At 71.4% G+C, this 6,803-nt stretch carries 5 protein-coding genes; 3 read left to right on the top strand and 2 right to left on the bottom strand.

The features are described from left to right. Positions 1-505: 505 nt before the first annotated feature. The gene (locus tag AC08OX_RS13250; RefSeq protein ID WP_011434892.1) at positions 506-1,750 is read right to left on the bottom strand and encodes a hypothetical protein; all 1,245 of its coding nucleotides are present in this window, start codon (positions 1,748-1,750) and stop codon (positions 506-508) included. Between the two features lie 127 nt (positions 1,751-1,877). After that, positions 1,878-2,225: an ArsR/SmtB family transcription factor gene (locus AC08OX_RS13245; protein WP_023839852.1), complete on the bottom strand. Its 348-nt coding sequence runs from the start codon at positions 2,223-2,225 to the stop codon at positions 1,878-1,880. Positions 2,226-2,466: 241 nt separating this feature from the next. Here AC08OX_RS13245 and AC08OX_RS13240 point away from each other — a divergent pair, with 241 nt between their 5' ends. The 3 genes from AC08OX_RS13240 to AC08OX_RS13230 all read left to right on the top strand — a co-directional run bounded on the left by AC08OX_RS13240 (position 2,467) and on the right by AC08OX_RS13230 (position 6,742). Next, a complete protein-coding gene (locus tag AC08OX_RS13240; RefSeq protein ID WP_476608099.1) occupies positions 2,467-4,314 on the top strand; it encodes a SulP family inorganic anion transporter in 1,848 nt (615 codons plus the stop codon). Between the two features lie 245 nt (positions 4,315-4,559). Continuing rightward, positions 4,560-5,531, top strand: a complete 972-nt coding sequence (locus AC08OX_RS13235; protein WP_476608098.1) for a hypothetical protein — start codon at positions 4,560-4,562, stop codon at positions 5,529-5,531. Between the two features lie 176 nt (positions 5,532-5,707). Beyond that, positions 5,708-6,742: a replication-relaxation family protein gene (locus AC08OX_RS13230; protein ID WP_476608097.1), complete on the top strand. Its 1,035-nt coding sequence runs from the start codon at positions 5,708-5,710 to the stop codon at positions 6,740-6,742. The last annotated feature ends 61 nt before the right edge of the window (positions 6,743-6,803 follow it).

Below are 6,803 nucleotides of genomic sequence, written 5' to 3'. Positions count from 1 at the left end.
TTCGGATGACTGGTCACGCGAAGTGGCGTTCGTATCCCCTTCCCAACGTGACCAGGCCACCCGCGACGTGGAACTCCCCCCGCGCCGGGCCGGCCGGCGTCGGACGCACGAGCGCTCTCGGCCCGGTGTCATCTCCTCGGCCATGTCGGTTCCTCGGCCATGTCGGTCCGGCTCGGGCTTCCCGGCAGGCCGAAGAAGCAGGGTGGTGCATTGCTGGAATATGGCCGTATGGCCCTTTAGGGTATTTTTGAATGATATGCCGCAAAGATCGGACCGGGGCCGCCGTACTTCCGCATCCGCAATGCCGGTGGGAGAGTGCCGCCCATGACAACGCACCCCGTTCATCCCGTTCAGGAGGAACGGCCCTCCCAACGGACGATCATCCGCCGGGATTCGCCGATGGGCCTGGCAGCGGACCTGTCGGTGGGCCTGGCAGTGGCGGGCCCCACCACCCCCTACCAGGTGACCACCTCCAGGCGACCACCTCCGCCGGGAGCGCGGTGAGCTACTCCTGCGCGGTGAGGGCGTGGGTGGCTGCCGCGGCAACGGCGGGGGCGAGCCGTGGATGGTCGAGGGGAGGCAGCACGCTGCCGGGCGGCGTCTGACCGACGAGGGCGTGCACGGCGGCGAGGCGGGCAGCGGGGGTGACCGGGCGGCGAGTGGTGACGACCGCCCGCAGCAGTCCGGGCAGCGCGTGCAGCGGACGCGGGCCCGAGGTGGCGCGGGCCAGCGGAGGGGGCGTCTCCGGGCGGATCCGCAGGACAGGAACGCCCTTGGGCGGCGCCGCCAAGCCGATCAGGTCGACGATCAGATCGAGTTCGGGGGCGAGCAGGTGCAGCGGCTGGATGCCGTAGTCGACCGGATCGTAGAGGGTGATCTCGTGGAGGCCGACACCGATCAGTAAGCCGGCGAGATCGCCGCCCCGAGCCGGGTCCACGACGGCGACGCGGGCCCGCCCCGGCGCGATGTCACGCGCCCGGAGATGGTTGAGGACCGCGGCCGCGGCTGCGACGGCGAGACCGTCGTTGACGGTGTCGAGCAGCAGATGCGGGGCGGCGGACCGCAGCGCGGCGCGGGCGGCGTCGATGCGGCGGACATGCGTGTGGACCAGGACGGTGGCGGCGAATCCCGGAGCGATCATGCCGATCGCCGCGGCGAGCTCGGCGGCGGTACGGGCGGCGATCGGCATGGGGATGACGTCGAACCCGGTCGCCCGGTGTAGGTGGACCGCCTGGGACTCGACCGCTGGCAGGGCCGCCTCGGCGGCCAGCGGCTCAAAGTCCAAGACGGCGCTGCCGTCGGTGAGCAGCGCCACTCGGCGTGGCCGGCCGGTGAACCGGTCGGTGTGCGTCGGGTGCATGGCCAGATGGCTGATGACGCGGCGGTCGGCGTCAGCGTCCAACAACGCAAGATCGTGACCGGTCGTGACCGACGCGCGGAGACACTGGGCGAGTTTGCCGGTTGACGCGACGGTGAAGACGGGATCCTCGGTCTGCAACAGGTCGGCACCCAGCCGCTCCCGTAGCGCCCGGACCAGCCAGGTCAATGTGGACCCGCTGTCGGCATCCAACGTGATCCGCCGGCCGCCCCCGGGATCCGGCTCGTCCGCGTAGCACGTCACGGGGCCGGGGGCTGCGGCGACGACCGCCTCGATGATCATCGTGGCCCGGTGCGGGACGCGGACCGTGACGCTGTAGGCGGGGTTGACCCCGGCTGAACCGGCCGGACCGGCCGGACCAGGAGGCGTCACGCCGGCTCCACCCGTGCCCGACTCCGTCCGGTGCGCGCCGGTCCCCCAGTCGGTCCCTCGGCGGGGCGCCCCTCCGCGGGAGTCCCACCTGCGGGAGTCCCGGGCATCGGTCCACCACATTTCATGCTCATGAGGAGCTTGTCTCCGCTTCGCGCAACTCGGCCAACAGCCCGGCCTGCCCGGCCGCCATCTCGGTCAGAATCCGCCGGGCCGCGCGCATCAGCTCCGCCACGTCCCCGCCCGCGAGCGCGTACACCACCGTCGGGCCGTCCCGCGTCGCGGTCACGATCCCGGACCGGCGCAGCACCGCGAGCTGTTGGGAAAGGTTCGACGACTCCACCTCGATCGCGGCCAGGAGATCCCGCACCGGCATCGGCCCGTCCTGCAGCAACTCCAGCACCCTAATTCGCACCGGATGGCCAAGCATGCGAAAAAACTCCGCTTTAGCCTGGTACAGCGGAACCCGCCTCGTCACGAGCCACCTCCCGTCGACCCCACGCAGCTCCGGCCGAGGCCTACCGGCCGAGGTACCGGCCTGGCCGGAGTACCGGCGACCGCCCACCCAGAGATCACGCCGGCACGGTGAGTAGCGCCACGACCCGTTCGCGCCCGATGGCGACCTCCCCGCCAGTTACAGAATTTATCAACTGTTCGTTACCACACTTCGGAGTCGGGAAACAGCTCTTTATCGCACGGCACGGCTCTACGGGGCCGCTGTGTCCGAGATCTCGCCCACTCCATACTTTTTAGTATGTAAATTGAAGAAACCTTCAATTTTTCATCCCAGTATACGGGAGGATCGGATCCGCATCGAGACGACGACGGGGCAGGCCGAGGACTCCCGACCCCGCTGCCCCGCCCCCATAAGGACGGCCCCGTCACGCTGGCCCAGGCCACTCGGCCGGCTGGAACTCGGCCGGCTCCTGCCCGGCCGGGCCGATATCGAGAGCATGCGCCGCCAGCCAGGCCGTGACCTGCTCGCGGGGATGACCGTCGCGGTGGTCGCGCTGCCGCTCGCGCTGGGATTCGGGGTCTCCTCCGGCCTCGGCGCGGCCGCCGGGCTGGTGACGGCGATCGTGGCGGGTGCTCTCGCGGCGGTCTTCGGCGGGTCGAACCTGCAGGTGTCCGGGCCGACCGGCGCGATGACCGTCGTACTCGTGCCGATCGTGCACCGGCACGGGCCGGCTGGTGTGCTGACCGTCGGGCTGCTAGCCGGGATGATCCTGCTCGCGCTCGCGGTCCTGCGGGTCGGCCGCTCCGTGCGATATGTGCCGGCGCCCGTGGTGGAGGGATTCACCGTCGGCATCGCCGCGGTGATCTTCCTTCAGCAGGTTCCCTCGGCCCTGGGGGTGCGCGCCCGAAACGGTGACCGGGTGACCGGCGTGGCCTGGGCGGCCGTGGCCGACTTCGTCCACCGGCCGCACTGGCTCGCGCTCGCGCTCGCCGTCGGCGTCGCGGCGACGGTGCTGGTCGGCGCCCGGCTGCGGCCCACGGTCCCGTTCTCGCTGCTCGCCGTGGCCCTCGCGACGGCCCTCGTCACGGCCCGCGAGTGGGACGTCACGACCCTCGGCGCAATCCCCGCCACCCTGCCCGGTCCCTCGCTCGGCTTCCTCGACATCACCGCGATCCCGACGCTCGCCACGGCCGCCGTCGCCGTGGCCGCGCTCGCAGCCTTGGAGAGCCTGCTCTCGGCCAGTGTGGCCGACGGGATGACCGTCGGCCAGAACCACGACCCCGACCGGGAGCTGTTCGGCCAAGGGCTGGCCAACCTCGCCGTCCCGCTGTTCGGCGGGGTGCCCGCCACCGGCGCGATCGCCCGCACCGCGGTCAACGTCCGCTCGGGTGCCTCGTCCCGGCTCGCCGCCCTCGCGCACGCCGTGGTCCTCGCCGGGGTGATGCTCGCCGCCGCTCCCCTGGTCGCGCGCATCCCGCTCGCCGCGCTCGCCGGTGTTCTGCTCGCCACGGCGGTGCGGATGGTCGAGGTCTCCTCGTTGCGCACCCTCGGCCGTGCGTCACACTCCGATGCCCTGGTCATGGCGCTGACCGCCGGGGCGACCCTGGCGCTCGACCTCGTCATCGCCGTCGTCCTCGGCCTCGCGGTCGCCGGCGCCCTCGCCCTGCGCGCAATCGCCCGAACCGCGCGGGTCGAGGAGGTGCCGCTGGACCCCGGCGATCATCGCGATTCCGAACACGCGCTACTCGCCGAGCACATCGTCGCCTACCGTATCGACGGCCCCCTGTTCTTCGCCGCCGCCCACCGCTTCCTGCTGGAGCTCACCGAGGTGGCCGACGTCGAGATCCTCATCCTCCGGCTGTCCCGGGTCAGCGCCGTCGACGGCACCGGCGCCCTCGTCCTGCGCGACGTCATCGACCGGCTCGAACACCGCGGCGTCAAGGTGTATGTGTCGGGGCTGCGACCCGAGCATGCCAAAGCGGTGGCCGCCGTCGGTCTGGTGGACCGGCTGCGCGGCCAGGGACGCCTGTTCGACTCCACCCCGTCGGCCATCCAGGCCGCCCGGGACCATCTCCACCACACCGGCGCCCTGGCCGCCGTCCCAACCTGAGCCCACGCGGCGCTAGTCGCGGTCACGCGGCTCGCGACGCAGCCCGCCCCGCAGGGGACTCTGGTCCCACCAGTCGGAGGCGGCGATCGACATGACGGATGTGCCCCAGGGGAGGCTCGTACAGCATCCACGCAAAACCGGGCGAAGGCGAGCCTGGTGGTTTCGGCTCGTGTACCTGCGGCTATCACGCCCAGTGACGGGCCCCGGTCGGTAGCGGCGCGGGCGCTGGCCAAGGCGGGTGCCTGATGGCCGCCGAGGGCACGGCCATGGTGGACGGTCCGGTTGTGGTGCCGTCGGCGGCGGGACGGGACGTGGCGGTCACTCTCGTCACCGTGATCATGGTTGTGGTCGTCGGGCTGACGTTCGCCTTCGGGTTCGGCAACGTATTCCAGCTCGGTCTACGTCTCGGGGTGCCAGTCTGGGTTGCCCCCTTGGTGGCCCCTGCCGTCGACTTGTCCGTGGTGGGCCTTTTGCTGGGGACACGGCAGCTGGCGGTGCAGGGCGCGCCGGCTGAGCTGCTGCATCCGGCTCGGCGGCTGTTGGTGTTCTCCAGCGTGGTCACACTGGCGCTCAATGTAGCTGAGCCGGTGATTGCGGGGGACTACGGAAAAGCCGCGTTCGATGCTGTTGGTCCGGCGTTGCTTATTGGTTGGTCTGAAGTTGGCCCAGGGCTGTTGCGTGCGATGCGCCACCCCACCACCTTCCACCCCGAAGCACAGGACGTCACGATCCCTGCGTCCGCGTCCCGGCCGGCAGAGACCGGTGGGGCAGCGGTGCCCACCGCCGTGCCTGCGCCGTCCGGAGGTGAGAGCCCGCGGGCCGAGGTGGTGGCGGTTCCTGCGCAGCGCGCTCCCGACCGGCCGAGCACCGTGGTCCTCGACGGGTCGTTGTTGGAGCGGGCGCGCCGGGAGGATGCCCGCTACTGGGAGGAGCACCGCCGTCCGATCTCCTCGGACGAGCTGCGCAAGCGGCTGAAAGTCGGCTCGAAGCGGGCGCGGGCCCTGGTCACGCAGCTACGCACCGAGGCCCACCGGGTGTTGGAAGAACACGCCCCCACCGCCGACCTCCCCGAGGTCGGTACTGGCGCGCTCGCGTCGGATGCCGACGACGGGGTCGCGGACGTGGTGGCTGCGGCGGTCGGGCCGGATGACGTCGACATGGTTGATCTCGGTCCGGTGGAACCGGCCGGGACGGGTGCGCTGGCCGCGGTCGGATGACGGCCTCCGCCCCGACGGGCGGGACGGGGGTGGACCTCGTGTGCTGGCGGGCGGCGTGTCCGGGCACGGACGCGTCCGCCCGCTCGCCCCCCGGCCCGGTCCCGGCTGTCTGCCCCTTCTGCCTGTCTGTTCGTCTGCCTCCGTTTGCATGATCAGCCTTTTGGGAGACCCTCGACGTGATCACGAATCCTCCGCAGCAGACCTACCTCGGCCGCCGTACCTACACCCGACCCAGCGCCCGCGTCGTGTCCAGCGCCGAGCACCAGCTCTGGCTGGTCCGCCACCTCACCCCCCGGGACCGGTGGATCACCCGGATGATCCACGAACACCGGGTGCTGACCACCCACCAGATCGTCGAACTCGGCTGGATCAACCGCCGGTCAGCGAACCTGCGCCTGCTGGAGCTCTACCGCTGGCGGATCCTCGACCGCTTCCAGCCGCTCGCGGTCAGCGGCCTGTCACCCATGCACTACGTCCTCGACGTCGCCGGCGCCGCCGTCCTCGCCCACGAAGACGGCCTGGACCCGAAGAAGATCGGCTACCAGCACGACCGGGCCATGGGCATCGCCCACTCCCTGCACCTGGCCCACCGGGTCGCGGTCAACGGCATGTTCACCCGGCTGGTCCACCACGCCCGCCAGCCCGACGCCACCAGCCGGCTGACGGCCTGGTGGTCGGAGGAACGCTGCGCCCGCTCGTTCGGCGACATCGTGCGGCCCGACGCGTACGGCAGGTGGGCGCAGGGCCGCGCCGAGATCGAATGGTTCCTCGAACTCGACTTCGGCACCGAAGCACTCCGCCACCTCACCTACAAGATCGACGCCTACGACCGGCTCGCCAAGGCGACCCGGATCATCACCCCGGTCCTGATCTGGACCACCACCCTGCGCCGCGAAGCCCGCCTGCGTGAGGTCCTCGCGGAGGCGCTGCGCAACCTTGACGACCCGGCGCGGGTACCGGTCGCGACCACGGCCGCGGACCTCGCCGAACCCGACCAGCATCTCGACGCCACCCTGACCCGCTGGCTACCCCTCACCCAGCCCGGGACCGGTCGCCTCAGCCTGGGCCAACTGGCCGGCCTCTGGCCCCCCAACGCCAAGCCCAAGACCAACAGCTCGGCAGTTGACATGGACGTCGAGCGTCCGACACGGCTCCACCCACCCGAGCCGATGCCACCCACAGGCCCGGATCCCCAGCAGCGCGCGGCCTAATGAGAGCTACCGGGTCGCCGTAGGGCAGGCTCGGTGCCGGTAGCCGCCGGCAGGTGAGCAC

The sequence above is a fragment of the Frankia sp. CoBUL1 genome (assembly GCF_978021245.1).
Note: the sequence above shows the minus strand (reverse complement) of the source record. Positions and strands in the feature narration are given on the sequence as shown.